The organism is Cupriavidus sp. FW305-26, from assembly GCF_058787975.1.
In genome coordinates, this window is the sequence record NZ_JBYTAH010000002.1 from 210,848 (window position 1) to 233,361 (window position 22,514).

Here is a 22,514-nt window from a genome sequence, read left to right on the forward strand (position 1 = left end):
CCCGGCGGCGTGCATGGGGCAAGCGGCCGGGGCAGTGGTTCAGGGCTTCGGGGCGTGGCGAGGCGCGAATGGCATGGCGCCTCACCGTTGATGCTCGCGATGTCTGAGCAACTTCATGCCAACGCATATTGCGCGCCAGTCGGCGCGGCAGGCCAGGATGCGGATCGCGGACGCGCGCTCGGCTGTTCCAGCCGGCCGGTGTGTGCCGGTGTGTTTCAGTTGCGATACTGCGTGCGACTCAGTCCCCTGGGCTGCCACCGTCTGCGCTGTCGGGCGTGTCGAGCGCACGCATGTTGTCCAGCAACTTGAGCAGGTAATGCAGCGTGTGCGTCAGGTCATTGGTAGAAAACCCCGTCAGCGCCTGCTCGTAATAGGCCCGGATCTTCGGCTGCGCCTGGTGCAGCCAGACCTCCCGGCCCGGTTCGCTCATCCGTATCAGCCGTGAGCGGCGGTCGCGGCCGTCCGGGGCCAGCGTGACGTGGCCGTCGCGTTCCATCCGGCTGACCAGTCCTGACAGGTTCTGCCGGCTCACCATCAGGTAGCGGGCCAGGTCGCCCACGCTCATGCCATCGGCGGCTTCCGGACGCGACAACGCGCCGAGCACGGCCCACTGCTGCGTCGTCAGGCCCTCTGCCTCGACGGCTCGTGATCCCGTTTTATGCAACATATTTGCGCATTGGTATAGCCGGAAGAAAAGCCGGTTGGCCAGTTCCATGCGCGCGTTTGTGGGGAGTTCTACTTCTAAGTCCGGGTTAACCATAGTCTTTTTCACAGTGTTGGCGTCTTGCGCAGGCAATGGCTGCCTCCTATTATAGGTAAATATATTTACCTAATTGGCGGTGCGATGTGACGGCGTCATGGCCGGCACGATAGCACCGGAATCCTGAAAGGAGAACGCTGTGCAAGGACTTGAAGGCAAGACGGTCATCGTGACCGGTGGTGGCGGTGGTATCGGCGGTGCAACGTGTTTGCGCTTTGCGCGCGCCGGGGCGGCGGTGGGCGTACTCGACCTTAACCCGGAAGCGGCCGAGCGCGTCGCCGGCCAGATCCGCGAGGCTGGCGGGCGGGCGCTGGCGATCCGCTGCGACATCACCGAGCGCGCCAGCGTGGATGCCGCGGTGGCGGCAGTGGAGCAGGGCCTGGGCCCGGTGGACGTGCTGGTCAACAACGCCGGCTGGGATGTGTTCAAGCCGTTCATCAAGACCGAGCCCGCGCAATGGGATCGGCTGATCGCCATCAACCTGATCGGCGCGCTGCACATGCACCACGCGGTGCTGCCGGGCATGGTCGCGCGCCGGCGCGGACGCATCGTCAGCATTGCCTCGGACGCGGCGCGCGTGGGTTCGTCCGGCGAGGCGGTCTATGCCGCATGCAAGGGTGGGTTGGTGTCGTTCTCCAAGACGATTGCCCGCGAACATGCGCGCCACGGCATCACCGCCAACGTGGTGTGCCCAGGGCCGACCGAGACCGCGCTGTTCGAAGACTACAAGCAGGGTGCGGGCAACCCCGAGAAGCTGGTGGAAGCCTTTACCCGCTCGATCCCGCTGGGCCGCATCGGCCAGCCCGACGACCTGCCCGGCGCGGTGCTGTTCTTTGCCAGCGACGACGCCGGCTTTATCACCGGCCAGGTGCTGAGCGTGTCGGGCGGCCTGACCATGAACGGCTGAGCAAGCAAACACCAGAAAACGGAGACCACCATGCAATACGAAGACATCCTGTACGAAGTGCGCAACGGCGCCGCCTGGATCCTCATCAACCGCCCGGAAAAGATGAACGCCTTCCGCGGCCGCACCTGCGACGAACTGATCCACGCCATCAACCGCGCCGGCTATGACCGCGAGATCGGCGCCATCGTGCTGGCCGGTGCCGGCGAAAAGGCCTTCTGCACCGGCGGCGACCAGTCCGCGCACGAGGGCCAGTACGACGGCCGCGGCACCATCGGCCTGCCGATGGAAGAACTGCACAACGCCATCCGCGACGTGCCCAAGCCGGTGATCGCGCGCGTGCAGGGCTATGCCGTGGGCGGCGGCAACGTGCTGTGCACGATCTGCGATTTCACCATCGCGTCGGACAAGGCCGTATTCGGGCAGGTCGGGCCCAAGGTCGGTTCGGTCGACCCGGGCTACGGCACCGCCTTCCTGGCGCGCGTGGTGGGCGAGAAGAAGGCGCGCGAGATCTGGTACCTGTGCCGCCGCTACCCGGCCGCGGAAGCGCTGGCGATGGGGCTGGTCAATGCGGTGGTGCCGCACGAGCAGCTCGATGCCGAGGTACAGAAGTGGTGCGACGAGATCATGGAGAAGAGTCCCACCGCGATCGCCATTGCCAAGCGCTCCTTCAATCTCGATACCGCGCACCAGAGCGGCATCGCCGGCATGGGTATGTACGCGCTCAAGCTCTATTACGACACCGAGGAATCGCGCGAAGGCGTGCGCGCTTTCCAGGAAAAGCGCAAGCCCGAGTTCCGCAAGTACGCGAAGTAAGCCGTGCCGTCCGAACCAGCGGAGACCACCATGAATCCCTATCTTGACGAAGACCTGACGGCGCTGGCCGAGCACGCGCGCCGCTTTGCCGATGCGCGCGTGGCGCCCGGCTACCTGGAGCGCGACCGCACCCGCGTGCTGGACCGCGCGCTGATGCGCGAAATGGGCGAGATGGGCTTTATCGCGCCCGAACTGCCGGAGCAGTATGGCGGGCAGGGCATGGGCTCATTGGCCGCCGGCGTGATCCATGAAGCCGTGGCGCGTGCCGACCTGAGCCTGTCGTACATCAACTTGCTCGCGTCGCTCAATGGCCAGATCCTGGCGCACCATGCGCAGCCGGAAATCGCCGGACCGTGGCTGCAGCGCCTGACGCGCGGCGAGGCGCTGCTGGCAATCGCGCTGACCGAGCCGCGCGGCGGCTCCGACGCGGCCAGCCTGCGCCTGCGCATGGAGCGCGATGGCGACGTCTACGTGCTCAACGGCGAGAAGACCTCGATCTCCGCCGCCGACCAGGCCGATGCCGCGGTGGTCTTTGCCCGCAGCGGCACCGTCGAGTCCGGCGCGCGCGGCGTGTCTGCGCTGCTGGTGCCGATGGACCTGCCGGGCATCACGCGCAACCGCTTCGACTGCCACGGCCAGCGCGCCATCGGGCGCGGCTCGATTTTCTTCGAGAACGTGCGCGTGCCGGCCAGCCACCTGCTCGGCAAGGAGGGGGAGGGGTTCGTGCAGGTGATGCAGGGCTTCGACTTCTCGCGCGCGCTGATCGGCCTGCAGGTGCTGGCGGTGGCGCAGGCCGCGCTGGACGAGACCTGGGCCTACGTGGCCGAGCGCCAGGCCTTCGGCAAGCCGCTGTCGGCCTTCCAGGGCGTGTCGCATCCGCTGGCCGATTTCGAGACCCAGGTGCAGGGCGCGCGCCTGCTGTGCCTGCAGACGCTGTGGCTCAAGGACCGTGGCCTGCCGCATACCGCCGAGGCGGCGATGTGCAAGTGGTGGGCGCCCAGGCTGGCGTACGACGTGGTGCACCAGTGCCTGCTGTCGTTCGGCCACGGTGGTTATGACCGCGGCGTGATGGAGCAGCGCCTGCGCGATGTGCTGGGCTTCCAGATCGGCGACGGCACGGCACAGATCATGAAGACCATCATTGCCCGCACGCGCGCGGGGCGCGAAGCCGTACCGGCCTGAAGCGGCGCCACGACCGCCGAGCCGTCCGATAAAGAGGAGAGACCCATGGATTTCGACGCCGTACTGATCGCGCCGCGCCGTGCCGCCAGCATTGCCGCCAGGCATTGGCATGACCGCACCGTCAACGACTACCTGGCCGCCTGCGTGCGCGACCGGCCCGACGCCCCAGCGCTGACGGCGCTGAGCCTCGACAGCGGCAGCATGACACGCTTCTCCTGGCGCGAACTGGCCCGGATGGCGGACCGGGTAGCGATGGGTCTCAGCCGCCTCGGCATCGGCGCGCAGGATGTGGTGTCATGCCAGCTCCCGAACGGCTGGCACCTGACTGTGCTGTATCTCGCCTGCTCGCGGCTGGGCGCGGTGCTCAACCCGCTGATGCCGATCTTCCGCGAGCGCGAGCTGTCGTTCATGCTGGCGCATGCGCAATGCAAGGTGGCGGTGGTGCCGCAGCTGTTCCGCGGCTTCGGCCATGCCCAGATGCTGCAGGGTTTGCGCGAGGCATTGCCGGCGCTGCGCCACATCGTTGTTGCCGGCGGTGATGGCGCGGACAGCTTTGAAGCACTGCTTAGCGGTCCCGCCTGGGAATATGAGCCCGATGCCGCCAACATCCTGCTGCGCAGCTGTCCCGGCCCGGACGACGTCACGCAGCTGATCTACACCTCCGGCACCACCGGCGAGCCCAAGGGCGTGATGCATAGCGCCAACACGCTGTTCTCCAACATCGTCGCCTACGCCGAACGGCTGCGCCTGACCAGCGACGATGTGGTGCTGATGGCGTCGCCGATGGCGCACCAGACCGGCTTCATGTATGGACTGCTGATGCCGGTGTTGCTGGGGGCGCATGCTGTGCTGCAAGACATCTGGGACCCGGCGCGCGCGGCCGCGCTGATCCGCGAGGAGGGCGTGACCTTCACCATGGGTTCGACGCCGTTCCTGACCGATCTGGCGCGTGTGGTGGCGGAGTCCGGCACGCCGGTTCCCAGCCTGCGCATCTTCCTGTGCGCCGGTGCGCCGATTCCCGGCGCGCTGGTCGAGCGCGCCCGCGAGGCGCTCGGCGCGAAGATCGTATCGGCCTGGGGCATGACGGAGAACGGTGCGGTTACCACCACGCTGCCGGATGACAGCGACGCGCGCGCCTCGACCACCGACGGCTGTCCGCTGCCAGGCGTCGAAATACGCATCTTGGACGGCACCGACGCCGACGTGCCGCCCGGCGAAACCGGCCGCCTGCTGGTGCGCGCCTGTTCCAACTTCGGTGGCTACCTGAAGCGCCCGCAGCTCAACGGCACCGATGCCGACGGCTGGTTCGACACCGGCGACCTCGCACGGCTGGATGCCAGCGGCTACCTGCGCATCGCCGGGCGCAGCAAGGACGTGATCATCCGCGGCGGCGAGAACATCCCCGTGCTGGAGGTCGAGACCCTGCTGTACCGCCATCCCGCGGTCTCCCAGGTGGCCATCGTCGCCTATCCCGACGAGCGCCTGGGCGAGCGCGCCTGCGCCTTCGTGGTACCGCGCGCCGGCCAGCCGTTCGACCAGGCGGCGATGGTGGACTGGCTCAAGGCGCAGAAAATGGCGCTGCAGTACATCCCCGAGAAGCTCGTGGTGCGGGACGCCTTGCCGGCCACGCCCGCCGGGAAGATCCAGAAATTCCGGCTGCGCGAGATGCTGCGCGGTGACGCGTCCTGAAGCTGGTTCCGCGGTGGCCCCGGCCACCGCGGAATGGCGCGCAAGCGCTCAGCGGCATTGCTTGTGCGCCGCGCTGACTGCGTCGCCAAACAACTCGGCCACCAGGTCGATCTCGGTCTCGCCGATGACCAGCGGTGGCAGGAAGCGCACCGTGGCGCCGTGGCGGCCGCCCAGTTCGACGATCAGCCCGCGCTGCAGGCATTCGCGTTGCACCGTGCGCGCGAAGGTGCCGTCGGCCGGGTAGGCGCCCACCGCATCGGCCTCGGCACGTTCGTCGATCAGTTCCACCCCGATCATCAGGCCGCGCCCGCGCACTTCGCCGATCGCGGGGCACGCGGTATGCAACTGCCGCAGCCGCGTGGCGAGGCGCTGGCCCATGGTCTCGGCATGGGCGACGATGCCTTGCGCGACCAGGGTGCGGATGGTGGCGGAGCCCGCCGCCATCGCCAGCTGATTGCCGCGGAAGGTGCCGGCGTGCGCGCCCGGTTGCCACGCGTCGAGCGCGCTGTCGTAGATCACCACCGACATCGGCAAGCTGCCGCCGATCGCCTTGGACAGGACCAGCACGTCCGGCACGATGCCGGCATGCTCGAACGCGAACATGCGCCCGGTGCGGCCGAGCCCGGTCTGCACTTCGTCGAGCACCAGCGCGATGCCGTGCTCGCGCGTGATGCGGCGCAGTTCGCGCAGCCAGCGCGCGGGCGCGGGGATCACGCCGCCTTCGCCCTGTACCGCTTCCACCACCACCGCCGCCGGCGGCAGCACGCCGGACTCCGGGTCGGCCAGCATCTGCTCGATATAGCGCAGGCCCGCGTCGATGCCGGCGTCGCCGCGCAGGCCGAACGGGCAGCGGTAGTCATACGGGTAGGGCAGGAACTGCACGCTGCCGCCGAGCGCACCCAGCGTCGCCTTGGGGCCGAGGTTGCCCATCAGCGCCAGCGTGCCGTGCGTCATGCCGTGGTAGCCGCCGGCAAAGCTCAGCACCGTATGGCGTCCGGTGGCGGTCTTGGCCAGCTTGAGCGCTGCCTCGATGCCGTCGGCGCCGGTCGGGCCGCAGAACTGGATACGGGCGCGCGCGGCGAACTCGGGCGGCAGCAGGCCGAACAGGTCGTCGATAAAGCGGTCCTTGACCGGCGTGGCCAGGTCCAGCGTATGCAGCGGCAGGCCGCTGTCGAGCGTGTCGCGCAGCGCGCGCACTACTGCCGGGTGGTTGTGGCCGAGCGCCAGCGTGCCGGCGCCGGCCAGGCAGTCGATGAAGAGCTGGCCGCTGGTATCGCGCAAATACACGCCATAGCCCTGTTCCAGCGCCAGCGGGATGCGGCGCGGATAGGAGCGGGCGTTGGACTCGCGCGCGGACTGGCGCTGCAGGTAGGGGTTGTCGTCGAGCCGGATGGGCGCTTGCCGGACGAAGGCGCCAGCCGAGAACGGCGCGGGTTGGCCGTGGGCATGCGTGGCGAGCGAGGGAGGCGTCATGGTGTCGTTCCTAACGGGGGCGTTGAACAGGGACGTTGACTGCGGGGCCCGGCATCGAGGCTGCCGGACAAGTTGGGTTGGCCGCGCGCGCAGGCAGCTCGCGCGGCGGATACTGCCGGTGCACGACGCGCGCGGCGGCCAGTGGCGTGGCCAGGCTGGCAACGTAGCGGGTATCGTGATCGGGCTGGCCACACGCATCGTGGATATGCCAGACGCGCAGGTCGGCCCCGGCGCGCGCCAGCGGCGGCACGCAGGCAGCGCACGCCGGCAGCGCCACGCGTACCGATTGCGGCGCAGCCGACAGCCCGGTGCCGACGGCCTTGCTGCACGCTTCCTTGGCGGTCCACAGGCGCAGGAAGGCGAGCATGGCGTCCTGCGGCTGGCGCTGCGCCAGCGCGCTCAGCCAGCGAATTTCGTCGGGGGCGCAGGCCACGGCCGCGCTGTCGTGCCAGGCGGGCCACGACATGTCGGCGCGCCAGGCTTCGATGTCGATCCCGACCGGCTCGCATGACAAGGCAATCACGGCGCGCGTGCCGCTGTGGCTGACGTTGAACTGCAGGGCCGTTGTGTCCTTGCCGCCGAGTTCGGGCTTGCCGAAAGCGTTGGCGACCAGCGACACGGCGTCGGGCGCCATGCGCAGGCAGTGCCCCAGGATCGCGCGCAGGGCCGAGCGCGCCGCGGTGAAGCGGGCGCGGTCGGCGGGCTGCCGGAACGCGGCGGCGCGCACGCGTTCATCTGCTGATAACGTGGACAGGTCTGCCGCGGCGTCGACTGCCACGTGCCAGACGTGGATCTCGCCGTGCGCTGGCGCGGCCATGTCAGGCGAGAGCATGGCCGTGGTCTCCGGCGGTGCGGATCGCGCAACCGAGTACGGCTTCTGTGACCGCGTCCAGCACGTCCTGCGCCGCTTCATGCAGGAAGAAATGCTCGCCCGCGAATAGCCGGTGGCTGCAGTCGTGCAGGGTCTCGTCGCGCCACGCCGCCAGCATCGCGGGCGGGGCGTGGACGTCGTCCCTGCCGCCGAGCACGGTGACCGGACAGCCCAGCCGCGGGCCGGGACGGTAGCGCCAGGCCTCGCACAACGCGATATCCGCGCGCAGCACGGGCAGGAAGAAGGCGAGCGCTTCCGGCGTTTCGCGGATCTCGGCCGGCATGCCGCCCATGGCGGCGATGACGTCGGCAAAGGCGCCGTCCGGCAGGCTGCTGAACGGCGGCCGTGCCGACGGCAGCGCGGGCGCGCCGCGCCCGGACACCACCAGCGCGGCAGGGGAGAGGCCATGCACGGTCTCGAGCACGCGCGCGGTCTCGAACCCCAGCAGCGCACCCATGCTGTGGCCGAACAGCGCAAAGCGCGGCGCTTCGGCTCGGGCCGCGCGCGCGATCGAGGCGGCCAGCGCGCTGGCCAGCGCATGGATCGATGCGCCATGCGGTTCGGCAGTGCGCGTGCCGCGTCCGGGCAGGCATACCGGCGCCAGCTCGATCGCGGCAGGCAGCGCGGCGCGCCAGCCGTGGTACGCGGTATGGCCGGCGCCGGCATAGGGCAGGCAGTACAGGCGCACGCGATCGCCGGCAGCCGGCCCGCTGCGGCCCGGCATCACGGCGTACCAGGGATCGCGCATCGGCTGCGCGGGGCTCATGCGCCGGCCAGCGCGCGCTGCAGGCTCAGCGGACGCATATCGGTCCAGACCGTCTCGATATGCGCCAGGCACTCGTCGCGGCTGCCCTGGAAGCCCACGCTGGCCCATCCTGCCGGTACGGGCTTGTAGTCGGGCCAGATCGAATACTGGCCTTCATCGTTGCGGACGACGTGGAAACGCGTGTCGGGATGATCCCAGCTCATGGCTGTGCTCCTTCAGGTGGTTTGAGTTGCCGTCGCAGTCGGCGCCGCGCCGGCAAGGAAAACGTTGAAGACAACAAAAACGTCGAAGGCTGTATCGTAAATGATAATGATTTGTATTTCCATTCGTAAATATTTCCGGTAGACTCGCCTTCCATCCAATGTGCAGACATTGTTCGCGTGGCCGCGCCCCTCCCGCCTATGGCCCCGCTGCAACGCCTTCCGGCGCCGTGCGGCAAGCGCGAACGAACCCAGCGAGGCAACAGGGATATGGATTTGGACACGACCGCTACCATCGCCGACCTCCATGCGGACCATCGCAGCGGCCCCGGCACGGCTGCCACCGCATCGACAGCAAAGGCGGGCGCGCCGCGCACCGCGCCGATGTTTGCGCACAGCGCGCTGCCACTGGTGGTCACGCCCGACGGCGACACCGACTGGCGCCGCCAGTTCGGCGCCATGGCCGCGATCGCCGCGGAACAGTTGCCGCGCGTTGGCGGCGTGCTGTTCCGAGGCTTCCGTTTTGACGATGACTCGGATTTCCGCGCCTTCGCCAGCGCCTTCGGCCATCCGCTGCTGAGCTATGAGTTCGGCTCGACGCCGCGCTCGCAGGTGAAGGAGGGCGTCTATACCTCCACCGAATACCCGGCGCACCAGGTCATCCCGCTGCATAACGAGCAGTCGTACACGCTGCAATGGCCGATGAAGATCTGGTTCCATTGCGTGCAGCCGAGCGAGACGGGCGGCGAGACGCCCATCGCCGACAGCCGGCTGGTCTACCAGCGCCTGGACCCGGTCATCCGCGAGCGCTTTGCCGCGCGCCGCCTGATGTACGTGCGCAACTACGGCAACGGCCTCGACCTGAGCTGGCAACGCGCCTTCAACACCGATGACCGCGCGCAGGTGGAGCGCTTCTGCCGCGCCCAGCGGATCGATTTCGAATGGAAGGCCGACGGCGAGCTGCGCACGCGCCAGCTATGCCAGGCCGTCGCGCGGCATCCGGTGACCGGCGAGATGGTGTGGTTCAACCAGGCCCACCTGTTCCATGTCTCGGGGCTCGCGCCCCACGTGCGCGAGGCCCTGCTCGCCGTGGTCGGCAGCGTCGACGAACTGCCGCGCAATGTCGTCTACGGCGACGGCGCGCCGCTGGAGGACGACGCCCTTGCCACCATCCGCGCCACCCTCGACGACTGCACCGTGCGCTTCCCCTGGCAGCAGGGCGATGTGCTGATGCTCGACAACATGCTGGCCGCCCACGGGCGCGGCACCTTCAGCGGCCCGCGCCGCGTGATCGTCGCCATGGCCGAGTCCGCGCCGCCCGGCCTGGGCTGATCCCGCCGCCGTCCCGATGCCCACTGGCCGCCCTGCGGGCCAGGGCCTTGTCATCTCCAACGTTTTCGCCATGTCGTCTTCCGTAGCTTCCCTGCCGGCAGAAACCGGCGCCCTGATGCGAACTCTGCGCGCCGATGGCGTGCGCCTGCGCCTGCTGGACGGGCGCTGGCGCGTGGCCGATGACTGCGCCGCCAGCGCTGAGGCGCTGGACGCCGCGGCTGCGCTGCTCGCCACGCGCGCCGCCGAGGCCGATGCCTGGCTGGCCGCGCATCCCGGCTATTTCGACCGCTATCCCGCCGGCCCCGGGCAACTGGCGCTGCTGGCCTTCCATCGCCGCCATCCGCACAGCGCCGCGTACAACATGGTGTTCACGATCGAGCTGGCGCCGGGGCTGCGCTTCGACCTGCTGGAGCAGGCCGCGCGCCATGTGGTGGATTGCCACGAGGCGCTGCACAGCGCCTACCTGGACGAGGACGGCGAGATCGTGATGGCGCGGCCGGCCGGCTTTGAAGCCGAGGTTTCGCTGACGCGCGTCGACGGCCTTGCCGAGGCCGATCTGATGGCCTGGTTCGAGCGCGAAGCGGACGAGCCGTTCGACCCCGACGCGGGCCAGGTCTGCCGCTTCCGCTTCCTGGTCTCGCGCCAGGCCGACGGCACCGAGCGCATGTGGATGTGTGCCGGCATGCACCATATCGCCGGCGACTATCTCGGCTTCGAGACGGTTTGCGACCAGATCCTTGCGACCTACGAAGCGCTGCGTGCCAAGGACCCGGCCAGTCCGCCGATGGCGTCGCAGGTGGGCCGCTACCGCGACTGGCTGGTGCGCCAGCGCCAGTTGCTGGCGGGGCCGCGTGGTGCATCGCTGCGCGCCTTCTGGGACAGCGTACTCGAGGACGCGCCCGCGGCGCCGGCCCTGGCCGGCGAGCGCGCTGTCGAGCCCCGCCTGCGCGGCGCCGAGATTGAATTCCACCTGACGGCGCAACAGACGCAGGGCCTGCGCGACCTGGCCGCGCGGCTCGAGGTCAGCGTCTTCGTGGTGATGCTGGCGCTGTTCAAGACCGTGCTGCACCGGGCCAGCGGCGAGGACGACTTCCTCGTCGGCACGCCCACGGCCGGACGCTCCGGCGCGCAGCATGCCGACCTGATCGGCTATACGCTCAACGCCGTGCCGCTGCGCGCGGATTTCTCCGCCAACCCGGCCTTTGCCACGGTGGTGCGCGACTGCGCCCGCCAGATGCGCGGCGCCTTGCGCCACCAGCAATATCCGCTGGCGCGCATGGGCGGCGCGGATCGCAGCCTGGGGCCCTTGTTCCGGCATATGATGACCTTCGTGCCGGTGGGTCCGCGCAAGGTGCTGGGCCGCTACCTGGTGCGCGAATACCTGGCCACGCAGCGCGGCGCGGCCAACGACATGAACCTGCGCTGGCAGGACGAAGGCGAACGCCTGCGCGGCCAGTGGCGCTACGACGCTGACCGCTTTGCCCCGGAGGCAGTGCTGCGGCTGATCGCGGCGCTGCGGGTTGCGGTGGACGTGGTGCTCGACAACGCCGAAGTGCGTGTCGGTGATCTGTCCTTGTTCGATGCGGCGGTGCTTTCGCATGCGCAGGCCAGTGGTGCCGCAACGCAGGTCCACGCCACAGCGCTGGCGGCCTTCGAGGCCGGCGTGCGCGCGCATCCGGAGCGCCTCGCGGTAGACGCTGCCGATGCGCAGTTGTCCTACGGTGCGCTCGACGCCGGCGCTGACGCGCTTGCCTCGCGATTGCAGCAAGGTGGCGTGCGCCCCGGCGACGTGGTCGGCCTGCTGCTGCCGCGAGGCGCTGGCATGGCCGTGGCCATGCTCGCCTCGTGGAAAGCGGGCGCCGCGTTCCTGTGCCTCGACGCAGCCATGCCCGCCGCGCGGCTGGCACAACTGGCGGCAGATGCGGACCTGAAAGCGGTAGTGGGCGAGGGGGGGCAGCCGCAGTGGCTGGCGGACGTGTTGCCCGATGCCGGCTGGCATGCCGTATCCCTGCGAGCAGATGCCGCAATTCTCCCGGCGACATGGCCCGCTGCCGTGCCCGCCCAGCCGGCCTACCTGATCTACACCTCCGGCTCGACCGGCACGCCCAAGGCAGTGGTGGTGACGCAAGGCAACCTTGCGCACTACGCCGCTGGCGTGCTGCACGCGCTGGCCCTGCCGGCGGGATCGTCGATGGCGTCGCTGTCCTCCGTGACAGCGGACCTGGGTCACACCGCCTGGTTCGGCGCGCTGCTGGGCGGCCACACGCTGCGCGTGCTGGACGATGGGCTGGGCGAAGACCCCGAGGCCCTCGCCAGCGCGCTGGCGGCGCGGCCGGTCGATTGCCTGAAGATCGTGCCCTCGCACCTGCGCGCACTGCTGGCCGTCGCCGATCCGGCGCGGCTGGTGCCGCGGCAATGCCTGGTGTTCGGCGGCGAGGCGCTGGATGCGGCGCTGGTGGCGCGCGTGCAGGCGCTGCATCCGGCCTGCCGCGTGGTCAACCACTACGGGCCCACCGAAACCACGGTTGGCTGCCTGACGCACGCGGTGCCATCGGGCGGAGCGCAGGGTGCGATTCCGGTCGGCCGCCCGCTGCCCGGCGTCAGCGCCTACGTGCTGGATCGGCACCTGAATCCCGTGCCGCGCGGCGCGGCAGGCGAGCTCTACGTCGGCGGGGCCGGCGTCGCGAGCGGCTACCTGCGCCGCCCGGCGCTGAGCGCCGAACGCTTCGTGCCGGATCCCTTCCAGCCCGGCGGCCGCCTGTACCGCACCGGCGACCGCGTGCGCATGACTGATGACGGCGCCATCGTCTTCCTCGGCCGTGCCGATGCCCAGGTCAAGATCCGTGGCTTCCGCGTCGAACCCGGCGAAGTCGAAGCCTGGCTGCGCCAGGCGCCGCACGTGCGTGATGCGGTGGTACTGGCGCAGCCCTCGCCCGCAGGCGAAGGGCTGCGGCTGGTCGCCTATCTCGTGCCCGCCGACGGATTCGACCTGGCCGCGTTGCGCACCGCCATGGCTGCCGCACTGCCGGCGCCGATGCTGCCGGCGGCCTTCGTGCAGTGCGACGCCTTCGCGCGACTGCGCAACGGCAAGGTCGATCGCAAGGCCTTGCCGCCGGTGCCCGATGAGGTCGCCGCGCCCGTCCGCGCTACACCGCAGGATGACACCGAGGCTACGCTGGCGCGCCTGTGGGCGAGCGTGCTCGGGCGCGATGCCGTCAGCGCCGACGACAACTTCTTCGCCTTCGGCGGCGACTCCATCCTCGGGCTGCAGCTGGTCGCGCAAGCGCGCCAGGCCGGTCTGGCGCTGACCCCCAAGCTGCTGTTCGCCCATCCCACGCCCTCGGCATTGGCCGCCGCACTGCGCGCGGGCGCCGCACCGGCCGACGCAACCGCTGCCATCGAGCAGACGCTGCGCACCCTCTGGCGCGAGATCCTGCAGCGCGACGAGATCGACCGCGACGCCGACTTCTTTGCGCTCGGCGGCGATTCCATCCTGGCGCTGCAGATCGTGGCCAAGGCCCGCGCGCAGCAGCTGATGCTGGCGCCCAGGGACCTGTTCGCGCACCCGACGCTGGCGCGCCTGTCGGCGCATCTCGCCGCGCGCGCACAACCTGCCGCCGCTCCCGCTGCGACGCCGGCCGTGGCACAGCCATTTGCGCTGAGCGGTCGCGACGCGGCAGCACTGGAGCGCCTGCGCGCCGCGCAGGGCGGCATCGAGGATGCCTATCCGCTGTCGCCGCTGCAGGAAGGGCTGCTGTTCCACCACCTGCGCGACGGCGGCAATGGCGCCTATGTCAACCAACTGGTGCTGGAAATCGACGGGCCGCTCGACCCGGCGCGGATGGCCGCCGCGTGGCAGGCGCTGCTCGACGCCCACCCGATCCTGCGCACCACCTTTATCGCGCCGGGCGAAGCCGGTTGCGGCGACCGCGCGCTGCAATGCGTGCATGCCCGCGCCACGCTGCCCGTGGCCGTCGAGGACTGGCGCGGCGAAGACGGCCCGGCGCTGGCCGAGCGTCTGGCAGCCTGGTGCCGCGCCGACCGCGCGCGTGGTTTCGACCCGGCTGCGCTGCCGCTGATGCGGCTGGCACTGCTGCGCACCGGCGAGCAGGGATGGTGGCTGGTCTGGAGCCGGCACCACCTGATCGTCGACGGCTGGGGCTCGGTGCAACTGCTCGACGAGGCGCTGGCCCGCTACGCCGATCCGGCCCACGCGCCGGCGCCGCGCCGGCCGTATCGCGACTATATCGCCTGGCTCGCCGCGCAACCCGCGACGGCGCGGCAGGCCTTCTGGCGCGAGGCCTTCGCCGGCCTGCCCGGTCCCACCGTGCTGCCGGGCATCGCGCCGGCGGCCGCGAACCACAGCGCGGTGCCGCTGTGCCGCAACCTGGTGCTGCCGGCCGGACTCGATTCCAGCCTGCGCGCGCTGGCCGCCGCGCATCGCGTCACCCTCAACACTGTGATGCAGGCGGCGTGGGGCATCGTACTGGCGCGCCATTGCGGCAGCGACGATATCGTCTTCGGCGTGACCTCGGCCGGCCGGCCCCCGGGCCTCGACGGCGCCGAGCGCATGCTGGGCGTGTTTATCAACACACTGCCGCTGCGTCTGCGTCCGCGCGGCCCGCTGGCGGTGACGGACTATCTGCAGGCTACCCAGCAAGCCGGCGTCGCCATGCGCGAGTTCGAACATGCCGCGCTGGCCGAGATCCAGGCGCAGGCCGGTACCGGTGGCGCGCTGTTCGACACGCTGATGGTGTTCCAGAACCTGCCCGACCTGAACGACCGGGCGCGCGAGGTGGCGTGCCTGCGCCTGCGCCAGCACGACAACATCGAGCAGACCCACTACGGCCTGACGCTGGAAGTGATGCCCGATCGTCGCTTCACCGTCCGCTTCACCTGCGATGCCGGCCGAGTTGAGGCGGGACGCCTCGCGCAATGGATGGACGCGTACGCGGCCGCGCTGGCATCGCTGGCCGAGGGCGCGGCGCATGTCGGTGCCGTCGATCTGCTTGACGCCGCCACGCGCACGCGGCTGCAGGCTTGGGGCGCCAGCGATGACACCAGCGTCTCGCAGGCAGCCCTGCACGACGACTACGTACAGCGCGTGGCGTGCCGCGTCGCCGCGCATCCGGAGCGCGTGCTGGCGCGCTGCGGCGATGCCGCACTGACCTATGGCGACTGGTGGCAACGTGCCGGCCGGCTCGCCGGGGGCCTGCGTTCCGCGGGCGTGGCGCAGGATGACGTCGTCGCAGTGCTGCTGCCGCGCGGGCTCGACTGGCTGGTCGCGCTGGCCGGAATACTGCGCGCAGGCGCGGCCTGGGTGCCGCTTGACGTCAGCCATCCCCCGGCACGCTGGCAGCAGGTGCTGGCACAGGCGCGCCCCGCGCAGGTGCTGACCGATGCTGCAGGCGCCGCCGCGCTCGCCGAGGCAGGGATCGCAGGCGCCCGGACGCTGGCAGCCGTAGAGGCCTCCGCCGCGGGAACGACGGCACTACCCACATCCTCGCACCCCGCCCAGCTCGCCTACGTGCTGTTCACCTCCGGCTCGACCGGCGTACCCAAGGGCGCGATGGTCACGCGCGCCGGCATGCTCAACAACATGCTGGCCAAGGTGGTGCCGCTCGGGCTGGGCGAGGGCGACGTGATCGCCCAGACCGCGCCGCCGTGCTTCGACATCTCGGTATGGCAGGCGCTCGCCGCGCCGCTGTTCGGCGCCCGCGTGGAGGTCGTCGCCGACGACGTGGTGCGCGATCCGTCCGCGCTGACGGCGCTGCTCGCGCAGCGCGGCGTCACGCTGTTCGAACCGGTGCCGTCGCTGCTGCAAGCTGTGCTGGACTGCCAGGCCGCGGAGGGCCGCGACGCGCCGCTGCCGGCGCTGCGCTGGGTGCTGCCCACCGGCGAGGCGCTGCCGCCCGCGACCGCGCGCGCGTGGTTCGGGCGCTATCCGGCGGTGCCGCTGATGAATGCCTACGGGCCCGCGGAATGCTCGGACGACGTGGCCTTCCACCCCTTGTCTGCCGATAGCCTGGGGCAGGGCAGCGACCCCGTGCCGATCGGCCGTCCCACCGCCAATGCCGTGCTGCAGGTGCTCGATGCCGACGGCAACCTGGCCGCACCCGGCGTGATCGGCGAGGTCGCGGTGGCCGGCGCTGGCGTGGGCCGGGGCTACCTGGCCGACCCGCGCCGCACCGCGGCCGCCTTCGTGCCCGATCCGACCGGCGCCCCGGGCAGCCGCCGCTACCTGACCGGCGACCTCGGCCGCTGGCAGGCCGGCGGCGTGCTGGAATACGTGGGCCGCAAGGACTTCCAGGTCAAGCTGCGCGGCTACCGCATCGAGCTGGGCGAGATCGAGGCCGTGCTGGCCGCGCATCCCGCCGTGTGCCAGGCGCTGGTGACGGTGTACCAGGCCGCCGGCAGCGAATGGCTGACGGCCTACTGGCAGCCAGGAGCCGGCCAGGCCGTGCTGGAAGCCGAGCTTGCCGCCAGCGTCGCGGCGCGGCTGCCGGCCTACATGGTGCCGGCCGCGTGGGTGCGCATGCCGGCCTGGCCGCTCAACGCCAACGGCAAGATCGACCGCAAGGCGCTGCCCGCGCCGCAGGTGGCAGCCGCCGGCGAGGAGGGCGATCCCCCGGCCAACCCGGTCGAGCAAGCCGTGGCGGAAATCTGGGAGGCACTGCTGCCCGGCGTGCGCGTTGGCCGCGACAGCCATTTCTTCCGCCTCGGCGGCCATTCGCTGATCGCCACCCGCGTGGTCGCGCGCTTGCGTGCCGCCGGCCACGCACAGGCCGCGCTGCGCGATGTGTTCGAAGCCCCGGTGCTGCGCGACTTTGCCGCGCGCCTGGCCACGGCGGCGCCCGCGGCGGCGATCCCGGCGCTGGTGCCCGTGCCTCGCGTTGCACGCATGCCGGTATCACTGGCGCAGCAACGGCTGTGGCTGGTCGAGCGCCTGCAGGGCAATGCCGGTGCCGCCTACAACATGGCCGGCGCGCTGCGCCTGCGCGGGCCGCTGGATGTCGCTGCGCTGCGCCAGGCCCTGGCCGCCGTGGCCGCTCGCCACGAGGTCCTGCGCACCGCCTATCCCGACGACGACGGCGAACCGTTCGCCAGCATCGGTGCTGCCGCAGGCATCGACCTGCCGGTGGCCGACCTCCAGGCACTCGCGCCCGAGACCCGCGACGCGGCGCTGCGCGAAGCCATGCGTGAACACGCGTCACGGCCCTTCGCGCTCGACCAGGCGCCGCTGTGGCGCGCCACGCTGCTGCGCTGCGCCCCGCAGGAACACGTGCTGCTGGTCGCGATGCACCACCTGGTGTCCGACGGCTGGTCGGTCGGGCTGCTGGTCGACGAGATCACCCATGGCTACCGCCGCGCACTGGCGCCGGACCAGGTCACACCGCTGCCGCCGCTGGCCCTGCAATACGCCGACTACGCCGCCTGGCAACGCGACTGGCAGCGCGGCGCCGCGCTCGACCGGCTGACCGCCTACTGGCGCGGCGCGCTCGCCGGCGCGCCGGCGGCGCTGGCCTTGCCGGCCGACCGCGCCCGCCCGCCGGTGGCGCGCATGGAAGGCGATGCCGTGCCGCTGCATATCGATGCCGCGCGCATGGCACAAGTGCATGCGCTGGCCCGCGCCGAGCAGGTCACGCCCTTCGTCGTGCTGTTGGCCAGCTTCCAGTGCTGGCTGCACCGTGTCACCGGCATGGACGACCTGGTGCTCGGCACCGATGTTGCCGGCCGCCACGAGGCGGCGCTGGAGCCCCTGATCGGCTTCTTCGTCAACGTGCTGCCGCTGCGCTCCCGGCGCGTCGCCGGCGCCAGCTTCCGCGACACGCTGGCCGCCTGCCGGCGCGGCGTGCTGGCCGCGTTCGAGCATGACGGCCTGCCGTTCGACCGCATCGTCGAAGCCGCCGGCGTACCGCGCGACCGCAGCCGCAACCCGCTGGTGCAGGCGCTGTTCGTGCTGCAGAACACGCCGGCCGGGCAGCTCGCCATGCCCGGCGTGCAGGCCGACATGCTGCCGCCAGTGGAGCGCAATTCCAAGTTCGACATGGCGCTGTTCCTCGAGCCCGAGGGCGGGCAGGGAGCCGCAGCGCTGCGCGGCGACTGGGTGTTCGCCACAGCGTTGTTCGAGCGGACCACGGTGGCGCGCTTTGCCAGCGAGTGGCTGGCCACGCTGGACGCGCTGCTGCGCGCGCCGGACCAGCCCGTCGACCACGTCACCGAACTTGTCCCGGGCGCCGCGCGCCCGACCCAACCGAAACCCGAGGAGTCCCGAAACATGGAAACCAGCCAACGCATGGCGGCCAAGCTCGACCAGCTCAAATCGCTGGCGCGGCCGCGCCCGGCCACCCTCGCTCCCGCCACTCCGGTTCCGTCCGCCGCCGACCCGGCCAGCCAGGTGCGGCTGCGCCCGCTGCGGGCCGGTGAGGTCTTTCCCATCGTGATCGAGCCGGCGGCGCCCGGCCTGGATCCCGTCGCCTGGGCCGCCCGGGCGCGCGGGCTGATCGCCGACACCCTGCATAAACACGCGGGCATCGTCTTCCGCGGCTTCGACCTCCCCACGCCGCAGGCCTTCGAGGCCTTTGCCGAAGCGATGCATCCCGGCCTGTACGGCAGCTACGGCGACCTGCCCAAGAAGGAGGGCGGCCGCAACACCTACCGCTCCACGCCGTACCCCGAGCGCCAGATGATCCTGTACCACAACGAAAGCGCGCACCTGGAGCGCTGGCCGCGCAAGCAGTGGTTCTATTGCGAGCTGCCTTCCGCCATCGGCGGCGCCACCCCCATCGTCGACTGCCGCGAACTGCTGCGCCGCCTGCCGCCCGCGCTGGCCGCCGAGTTCGCCAGCCGGCAGCTCATGTATGTGCGCACCTTCACGCCACGGCTGGACGTGGACTGGCGCGACTTCTACAAGACCGAGGACCGCGCTGAAGTGGAAGCGCGATGCCGCGCCGCCGGCATCGACTGCCGCTGGCTGGACGGCGACATCCTGCAGACCCGCACGGTGTGCCCGGCCATCGTCAGCCACCCGGTCACCGGCGAGCGCAGCTTCTTCAACCAGGTGCAGCTGCACCACGTGTCGTGCCTGGAGGAAGACGTGCGTGAAGACCTGCTCGAGATGGTGGGGCTGGAACGCATGCCGCGCCATGTGATGTTCGGCGACGGCACGCCGATTCCCGACGAGGCGATGAAGCTGATAGGCGAACTGTACGAGGCCTGCGCCGTGCGCTTCGACTGGCAGCGCGGCGACGTGGTGATGCTCGACAACATGCTGGCCGCGCACGCCCGCGACCCCTATGAAGGCCCGCGCAAGATCGTCGTCGCGATGGGCGATATGTTTGACCGCACCCAGCCCGACGGCAATGCCGCCGCGGTGCCGCAGGAGAACGCCGATGCCTGAGCTGCAGTCCGCCTGGACCCCGACACCCGAACAACAGGCCGCATGGCAGCAATGGCGCGACACGCCGGGGCCGCGCGCGCATGTGGCGCGGATCGCTCTGCACGGGCAGTCCGACCCTGCCGCGGTGGATGCCGCGCTGGGGGCGCTGCGTGTGCGGCACGAGTCGCTGCGTACCGCATATATTGACAATGGCAACGAGCTGGTGGCCTGCGTGCCGCAGGCGGGCACCAACGGTGCCGCCACGGCCATCGCCGCGCCCGGCGATGCGCCGTCGCTGCCTGCGCTCGACCCGGCCACCGGCGACGTACTGCGCGCCTGCATCAGCCCTCTGCCCGCGGGCGGCGCCACCCTGTGGCTGCTGGTTAGTCCGCTGGCGGCTGACCGCGGCACCGTGCTGAAGCTTGCCGAAAACATGCGCGATGCATTGGATGCGCCGGCACGGATCGATGGCGATGAGGAATTGCCGCTGCAATACGCGCAATACGCCGACTGGCAGCAAGGCGCGCGCCTGGGCGAAGACGGCACCGGCAGCGCCGGCCGCGCGTACTGGCAGGCGCAGGCCGCCGGCCTGCCGGCCCCGCTGCGCATCCCCGATGCGCTGGCAGGAAGCGCCGCCGCGCAAGGTAGCGACACCTGGCGCCACACGCTGCATGGCGCGCACCGGCAGGCGCTGGCCGCATCGGCACGACAGTTCGGCACCACGCCCGAGCGCGTGGTGCAGGCGGCCTGGTGGACCGTGCTGGCGCGCCTGTGCGCGCAGCCGGTGTTCAGCGGTGCCTGGCTGCATGATTGCCGCCGCGACTACGACGTGATGGCCGATGCCGCCGGCGTATTCGTCAAGGCGCTGCCGGTCAGCGTGGCTTGGGACGCGCAGCGCAGCGTGGCCGAGCACTGGCGCGCCTGGCTGCCCGCGCTCGACAGCCACGCCGCGTGGCAGGAAGCCTGGCAGCCCGGGGAGGCCGCGCCCCGTATCGGGTTTGCGGTAGCACCGCTGCCGCCCGCCGGCGTGGCGATGTCCAGCCCGGCATGGGCCGGATTCGACCTGGTGTGCGAGGCACTCGATGACGGGCAGGGCATGGCGGCGCTCGCGCTGCATGCGCGCGCAGGCGTCCTGCATCCGCGCGTCGCGCAGTGGGTGCTGGCGCATCTGGCGGCACTGATCGGCACTTTGCCTGCGGCGCTCGACACGCCGCTGGAATCGCTGTCATGGCCTGCCGACGATACCTTGCGCGTGCCGCAGTGCTGGACGGGCGAAACGCCCGTGGATGCGGGGCAGACCCTGCTCGCACGCATCGCGCAGCATGCCCGGCAGACACCGGATGCACCCGCGCTCGATGCCGCGGACCTGGTGCTCGACTACGCCGGCCTGCAGCGCACCGTGCAAGGCGCCGCGCAACGGCTGCGCGCGCTTGGCGTCGGCCCTGGCACGCGCGTGGCGCTGGCGCTGCCGCGCAGCGGCGCGCTAGTGGCGAGCCTGCTGGCGGTATGGGCCGCGGGCGGGGCCTATGTGCCGCTCGACCCGGCGTGGCCGCAGGCGCGCCGCCGCAGCGTGCTGGCGCAGTCGGCGCCGGTGCTGACCATCGCGCAGCAGGCTGCCCACGATAACGCCACGGTGATCCGTGCCGATGCGCTGCTGGCCAAGACCGCACAGGTTGATGGCGAATTTGCCAGCGCACAGGAAGACGCCGCCTACGTGCTCTTCACCTCCGGCTCCACCGGCGAGCCCAAGGGCGTGGTGGTCGGCCACCGGCAGATCAGCCATTACACCGCGGCGGTGTGCGAGGCGCTGTCGCTGGCGTCGTGCCGGCGGCTCGGCCTGACGTCGTCGGTCGCGGCCGACCTTGGCAACACCACGCTGTTCGCAGCACTGTGGCAGGGCGCGTGCCTGGCGGTGGCCAGCGATGACGACATGGCGCATCCCGCCGCCTTCGCTCGTTACCTGCGTGGACGCGAGGTCGACGCCATCAAGATCGTGCCGTCGCATCTGGCGGCGCTGCTGGAAACGGATGCACCGGCCGTGCCCGCCACCGTGATCCTGGGCGGCGAGCCCTTGCCCGCCAGCCTGGTGCAGGGGCTGCGCCGCCACGCGCCGGACTGCCGGATCTTTAACCACTACGGCCCGACCGAAACCACCATCGGCGTCATGGTCCACGCGGTCGGCGCGGAGGATCCGGCGTGGCCCGCCGCCACGGCGCCGCTCAGCCGGGCCCTGGGCGCGACGCGCGTGCGGCTGCTGGACGATGCCCTGCGCCCGGTCCCGGCCGGCGTGGCCGGGCAGCTCTACGTCGGCGGTCCGCAACTGGCGCATGGCTACCTCGGCCGCCCGGACCTGGACGCCGCCGCGTTTGTCGACGACCCGTTCGCGGCAGGGCAGCGCCTCTACCGCACCGGCGACCTGGCGCGCGCCACCCCCGCCGGCCTGCAACTGCTGGGCCGCGCCGACCAGCAGGTCAAGATCCGCGGCATCCGCGTCGAGCCGGCGGAAGTCGAGGCCGCGTTGCTGGCCCAACCGGCGGTGGCGCAGGCTGCGGTCTGTGCCGCGCCCGGCCCCGGCGCCGCAGCCGTGCTGTGCGCGTTCATCGTGCCGGCATCGGCCGGCTCCGCCGACACGGATGCGCTGCGGCGCGCGCTTGCCGCCATGCTGCCCGACGCCATGGTCCCGTCGCGCTTGATCGCGCTGCCTGCGCTGCCGCGGCTGCCGAACGGCAAGACCGACCGCACGGCGCTGCGCACGCTGGCCGCATCGCCGGACGACATTGCCGCAGCGGCGCCGCAAGCTGCCACGGCATCCGCGGATGCCGTGGAGACCCTGGTCTGCGCGCTGATGGCCGAACTGCTGGAGCAGGAGCGGGTCGACCCGCACGGCGACTTCTTCGCGCTCGGCGGCCATTCGCTGCTGGTGATCAAGCTGGTGGCGCGGCTGCGCCGGCGCCTGCAGGTGGAGATCGCGCCGGGCGTGGTGTTCGACCACCCGACCGCCCACGCGCTGGCCGCGGCCGTGCGTGAACACGGCGAGACGGCGGGCGAACTCGACGCGCGCGCGCTCACCGCGCTGAATGCGGCGCCGCAGGCTGCCGTGGCCGCCTGAGCGCTCCCCGATATCCATTGACCGTGATACCGC

General features: G+C 71.1%; 12 protein-coding genes. 7 read left to right on the forward strand and 5 right to left on the reverse strand.

The annotated features are described in order from the left end of the window. Nucleotides 1-238: 238 nt before the first annotated feature. On the reverse strand, nt 239-760 hold the full coding sequence (locus AC3WQZ_RS02595; RefSeq protein ID WP_037023415.1) for a MarR family winged helix-turn-helix transcriptional regulator: 522 nt from the start codon (nt 758-760) through the stop codon (nt 239-241). A gap of 139 nt (nt 761-899) precedes the next feature. Between AC3WQZ_RS02595 and badH the strand changes: the two genes are divergently transcribed. The 4 genes from badH to aliA are packed head-to-tail and all read left to right on the forward strand — an operon-like array spanning nt 900 to nt 5,351. Next, a complete protein-coding gene (gene badH / locus AC3WQZ_RS02600) occupies nt 900-1,667 on the forward strand; it encodes a 2-hydroxycyclohexanecarboxyl-CoA dehydrogenase (protein WP_010810199.1) in 768 nt (255 codons plus the stop codon). Nucleotides 1,668-1,697: 30 nt separating this feature from the next. Beyond that, nucleotides 1,698-2,480, forward strand: coding sequence for a 2-ketocyclohexanecarboxyl-CoA hydrolase (gene badI, locus AC3WQZ_RS02605; protein ID WP_010810198.1), 783 nt, complete (start codon nt 1,698-1,700; stop codon nt 2,478-2,480). A 30-nt stretch (nt 2,481-2,510) separates the two neighbouring features. Beyond that, a complete protein-coding gene (aliB, locus tag AC3WQZ_RS02610) occupies nt 2,511-3,662 on the forward strand; it encodes a cyclohexanecarboxyl-CoA dehydrogenase (protein ID WP_011617414.1) in 1,152 nt (383 codons plus the stop codon). A gap of 45 nt (nt 3,663-3,707) precedes the next feature. Continuing rightward, nucleotides 3,708-5,351, forward strand: a complete 1,644-nt coding sequence (gene aliA, locus AC3WQZ_RS02615; protein WP_492299990.1) for a cyclohexanecarboxylate-CoA ligase — start codon at nt 3,708-3,710, stop codon at nt 5,349-5,351. Between the two features lie 48 nt (nt 5,352-5,399). Here aliA and AC3WQZ_RS02620 read toward each other — a convergent pair whose 3' ends face one another. The 4 genes from AC3WQZ_RS02620 to AC3WQZ_RS02635 are packed head-to-tail and all read right to left on the reverse strand — an operon-like array spanning nt 5,400 to nt 8,664. Beyond that, nucleotides 5,400-6,824, reverse strand: a complete 1,425-nt coding sequence (locus AC3WQZ_RS02620; RefSeq protein WP_010810195.1) for a diaminobutyrate--2-oxoglutarate transaminase — start codon at nt 6,822-6,824, stop codon at nt 5,400-5,402. A 10-nt stretch (nt 6,825-6,834) separates the two neighbouring features. Then, nucleotides 6,835-7,656, reverse strand: a complete 822-nt coding sequence (locus tag AC3WQZ_RS02625) for a 4'-phosphopantetheinyl transferase family protein (protein ID WP_492292568.1) — start codon at nt 7,654-7,656, stop codon at nt 6,835-6,837. Further along, nucleotides 7,643-8,461, reverse strand: a complete 819-nt coding sequence (locus AC3WQZ_RS02630; protein ID WP_492299992.1) for a thioesterase II family protein — start codon at nt 8,459-8,461, stop codon at nt 7,643-7,645. Before AC3WQZ_RS02630 ends, AC3WQZ_RS02625 begins: the two co-directional genes overlap by 14 nt. Next, nucleotides 8,458-8,664: an MbtH family protein gene (locus AC3WQZ_RS02635; protein ID WP_010810192.1), complete on the reverse strand. Its 207-nt coding sequence runs from the start codon at nt 8,662-8,664 to the stop codon at nt 8,458-8,460. The genes AC3WQZ_RS02630 and AC3WQZ_RS02635 overlap by 4 nt, the downstream gene beginning before the upstream one ends. Before the next feature lie 267 nt (nt 8,665-8,931). Between AC3WQZ_RS02635 and AC3WQZ_RS02640 the strand changes: the two genes are divergently transcribed. From AC3WQZ_RS02640 to AC3WQZ_RS02650, 3 genes are all read left to right on the forward strand, one after another. After that, nucleotides 8,932-9,993 (forward strand): TauD/TfdA family dioxygenase, encoded by a 1,062-nt coding sequence (locus AC3WQZ_RS02640; RefSeq protein WP_439669180.1) that lies wholly within the window; start codon nt 8,932-8,934, stop codon nt 9,991-9,993. A 115-nt stretch (nt 9,994-10,108) separates the two neighbouring features. After that, complete coding sequence (locus AC3WQZ_RS02645) at nt 10,109-19,393, forward strand: amino acid adenylation domain-containing protein (protein ID WP_492299994.1); 9,285 nt, start codon at nt 10,109-10,111, stop codon at nt 19,391-19,393. Further along, nucleotides 19,386-22,481, forward strand: a complete 3,096-nt coding sequence (locus AC3WQZ_RS02650; RefSeq protein WP_492299995.1) for a non-ribosomal peptide synthetase family protein — start codon at nt 19,386-19,388, stop codon at nt 22,479-22,481. Before AC3WQZ_RS02645 ends, AC3WQZ_RS02650 begins: the two co-directional genes overlap by 8 nt. Nucleotides 22,482-22,514: the final 33 nt, after the last annotated feature.